At 32.8% G+C, this 4,190-nt stretch carries 3 protein-coding genes; 2 read left to right on the top strand and 1 reads right to left on the bottom strand.

The features are described from left to right. The first annotated feature begins 1,011 nt into the window (after window positions 1-1,011). Window positions 1,012-1,641 (top strand): class I SAM-dependent methyltransferase, encoded by a 630-nt coding sequence (locus ACNFU2_RS01760; protein WP_418123449.1) that lies wholly within the window; start codon window positions 1,012-1,014, stop codon window positions 1,639-1,641. A gap of 120 nt (window positions 1,642-1,761) precedes the next feature. Here ACNFU2_RS01760 and ACNFU2_RS01755 read toward each other — a convergent pair whose 3' ends face one another. Further along, the gene (locus ACNFU2_RS01755; protein WP_418123447.1) at window positions 1,762-2,892 is read right to left on the bottom strand and encodes a 1-acyl-sn-glycerol-3-phosphate acyltransferase; all 1,131 of its coding nucleotides are present in this window, start codon (window positions 2,890-2,892) and stop codon (window positions 1,762-1,764) included. A gap of 342 nt (window positions 2,893-3,234) precedes the next feature. Here ACNFU2_RS01755 and ACNFU2_RS01750 point away from each other — a divergent pair, with 342 nt between their 5' ends. Further along, a complete protein-coding gene (locus ACNFU2_RS01750; RefSeq protein ID WP_418123445.1) occupies window positions 3,235-4,098 on the top strand; it encodes a helix-turn-helix domain-containing protein in 864 nt (287 codons plus the stop codon). Window positions 4,099-4,190: the final 92 nt, after the last annotated feature.

Genomic DNA, 4,190 nt, shown 5'->3' with positions numbered 1-4,190 from the left:
GTTGATCTGTTTTTTTAAAATAGAAACAAGCTATCCCACCCACCTGATCTTATAATCATTGGGTTGTTCTAAAATAGCCTCACATAAAGTGTATTCTATAGAATATTTAGCGGTAGATGATTAATGCCGTATTAAATTCGATATTTTGGAAGAGTGAATGTGATCCGTAGATGAAAATTTGTTCAGGTTAGGATTAAAAGTCTCAAAGACCCTGAACAGGTGTTTAATTTTTTTTTGTGTTGACACATTTTTCATAGAAATTTAATTTTGTTCATTTAGTTTTAACATATAAAGCCTTTATTCATAGGCTTTTCATACTTTTTGATTCTTTATGTCTCATTTTGGTGATATGCTAATGTAAGTTTTTTATTAATACAAACAGCATTAAAATAATATTAAATTATAAGGTTGTTTAATTAAATTAAATATAACAAATTGAGATATTGCAGTTAGTTTATTCATTATAAAGCTTTTAGACCAATATTATTCTCTGCATAACAATAATCACATCAGGGTGAATTTTTTATTAACTGTAAAGCTTTATCGCATAACAATATAGTCCAATATGATCTAGTCAATAATTTGAAATTAAAAAGTCTAATAATGGAAATCTATAAATCATTTTATTTTTAAGCTTTATTAATATCATTTTTTCATTTTACGGTGAAACACCCATAATAGAGTAACCTAAATCTTCATCCTTCAACCCTAAATTTCGTTTATCGCATAATTTTATGTTGTTCACATTTTCTTAATTAACTAAAAATAAGGTTTAGATGAAGAATCCTTTCAATTGCACTTAAAGCAAAAACCAGCAAAAAGCTTGTAAGTCTTCAATTTTACTCATTTATGTTATCAGGTGAAATTGACAAATCGAGTATTAATAACATGACTTTTGCTTATTCTAGTCAATTGATCATGAATCCATTTTAAGTATATATTCAAAACTGCCCTACTTTTTCTTAGAGATTGATAATATTTATTTAAATTGGTATACCAAAATCTATAATCATGAAAATATTAAAACCCGTTGAGGCATTTGATAAAGCCGCAAAAATATACCAGGATAAGTTCATGGATGTAAGCTTGTTTGGGAACACTTTTAATTTCTTCTGCGATCAAATAGAGGCTGATCGTGCCGATATTCTTGATATTGCCTGTGGTCCGGGAAATATTACTAAATATTTATTGGACAGAAAACCAGAATACAACATATTAGGAATCGATTTATCCTCGAAAATGCTTGATCTTGCCCAAGCCAATAATCCTACAGCAGATTTTCAACTGATGGATTGCCGGGATATTCATAAGCTCCAAAAAAAATTTGACGGAATTGTTTGTGGCTTCTGCCTTCCTTATTTAACACGTGATGAAGCGATCACCTTAATCAAAGATGTCTCCGCATTGTTAAAGCCCGGAGGTGTATTTTATTTGAGTACGATGGAAGATGATTATAGCAAATCAGGATTGATCACATCCAGTTTAGGAGATCAGGTTTACCTTTATTACCATCAGGAAGATTATTTAGCAAAAGCTTTCCAGGAAAATAATTTTGATATGTTGCAGGTAAAACGTTTTAATTCTTCCGATAATGATGGTGTGATGATTACTGACATGGTATTGATCGGAAAACTGAATTGACCTGTGTGTTATATTATACATGATAAAACTCAGAAGAGTTTAAGTTTACAGGTTTATCTCATTCCCTTTTCGCATTAAAAAAGAATTCTATTTTACAGATTTCAAATATGCTAAAGCCTGCTATTTATTGTATTTATTTTTATTGATAACCGGATTTGCATACATTGCTAAAAAGCTTTGTTTCAGCTCTGCATCGGAAATGTCGATACGCATTTCCATTCTTCTTTCGAACAGCATCTTTTCATTTTCCGTATAACATCCGGAATATTGACTGGTCTTATGCAAAAGGTCGTAGGCAATGAAATTTGTTGGCCAGAGTTTATAATTCCGGATAATAGAATCATCGATTACCTGAGCAATGGCCTGTAGCTGTTTGTTCTTGTTATCAAATTCTGACCCGATTTCATCAAGTTCAGTCCCAAGTACCTTTCCTGCATGCAGGTGAATGCGTTTTTTCTGGCCCAGCACTCCGCTTAGCATTGTTGTAAAATCCTCATCCTTATCTTTAATATAAACTTCATTTCTTGATTTCGCCATAAGTTGCGGCATCTTCAGAACATCTGTAGGATCATATTCATATGAAATAGATAGCGGAACTATTTTCAGACTTTTAAAGAAGTCGGTTAATGACTGCTCCCCTGCTGCCATGGCAAGCATTTTCAGAACTCCTTGTTGTGTAGCGTCATTGCCGTCTTTGGTTCGGCCTTCTCTTTGTGCAATCCATACAGATCGGTTTTCTTTAGTAAGCAGCTCATAAATATATTCGGACATGATCTTTGAACTGTTTAGTTGTTCACGGATCGGCAGTCCACGCTGAACTAAAAAATTACGATTCAGTTTTGCAAGGATATGAAGGAATGATTTCTGTACCAGATTATCCCCAATTGCCGAAGATGTCATTACAAGTCCCTCATCCAGCAATACCAAATTGAGCAGAGAGGTATCCAGAACAATATCACGATGACTGGAAACAAACAGATAGGCTGTATCCTTATCCAGGTCTTCGAATCCGGAAGTACTTAATCCTTCAGAGCTTTGCTTCAGGATCTGGCGAACGGTATACGCTATAAAGTGGTGTTGAAAATCGCTAATGGAATGAATATCTTTAAATTGTCCAAGCCAAAATTCTTCGTCCTGATCAGGAAAAGTAAAACGCATCAACGCCTTCATCATAGGATGTTTTGCAACACTCTTCAGAGCATCATTAACTTCATCATCATAAAAAGGCCTGATATCATCAAATTTTGACATATTATTATTTAAAAATTAAAAGCACTGCAAAAGAACAAAAAAATATTGACTACGCCCGATGATTCATGTCATAATTGTTATTCGGTAAATTGATTATTGAAAGTTTATGTTTAAAAAGAAAATACAGATTGAAAAACTGACCGGTACAACAAAGTACTATTGACCAATATCTTGATTAATAATGTCGAGATATTTAAAAAACAGCTGATAAAATTTTGTTTTATTACGTTCTCACTTAAAATTAGATTTTCTGATCTATATTTGATAGATATTTTAATGGTATGCAAAACATTCTCTCGATGATAGTGCTATCCATTACAGGACCGGATAAAAAATAAAGTTATGGTAAATGATTATAAAAAATATGACCTGTTTGGTAAGACATTAATGCAAAAAATTGCATTGACCTCACCTTTTAATTATGATTTTCCAGTTACCGAACAGGCGTGTTTTCTATATGTTTTAAAAGGGGAACTACAATATAAGAAGAATAATGATGAAATTAATATACCTACCCATTATTCTTTACTTCTCAATTGTATCACCTCCGGTAAGCAAATCTATCATGCTGCCTCCGAGACTAACTGTGAAGTTGTAATTGTTACTTTTTATCCGGACATACTAAAGAAAATCTACGATCGGGAATTGCCTTTATTACTTCATCCTCCCGGAAACATCATTTCAAATCAATCCAATGAAAAAATCAACAATGAATTTTTAATTCAAAAATATATTGAAGGACTGTTGTTTTATTTTGAGAATCCGTCTTTGGTAAATGAAGATATCCTGATCCTGAAGCTCAAGGAAATTATACTTTTGTTAGCTCAAACCCAAAATGCGGAAGCAATACAAGTGATATTATCACAGCTTTTTTCTCCTACAACTTACACTTTCAAGCAAATCATTGAAGCCAATCTGTTTTCACAATTAACGATCGAACAGCTTGCAGGACGGGCTAACCTGAGTGTGTCTTCCTTTAAAAGAGAATTTTCAAAACTCTATAATGATACCCCTGCCAACTATATAAGAAACAAAAGGCTTGAAAAAGCTGCCGAACTTCTTGCGGTTTCAGATCAGCGCATCACTGATATTGCATTTGAATGCGGATTCAATGATCTGGCTAATTTTACAAAAAGCTTTGGTGAAAAATATCATCAGAGTCCAACGAACTACCGTCAAAAAATAAAAGACGATAACCCGATATAATATTCCACTTACTTATTTCTGTTAAAAATCGTCCCTTATAGCATTCTTAAAACTGGTTTAAGGATGCTTTTTTATGAACCAAAATACCAAAC

The sequence above is a fragment of the Chryseobacterium sp. PTM-20240506 genome (genome assembly GCF_048296755.1).
GTDB lineage: Bacteria > Bacteroidota > Bacteroidia > Flavobacteriales > Weeksellaceae > Chryseobacterium > Chryseobacterium proteolyticum.
The sequence above is the reverse complement of the archived record's forward strand: the minus strand, read 5'-3'. Positions and strand labels throughout refer to the sequence as shown.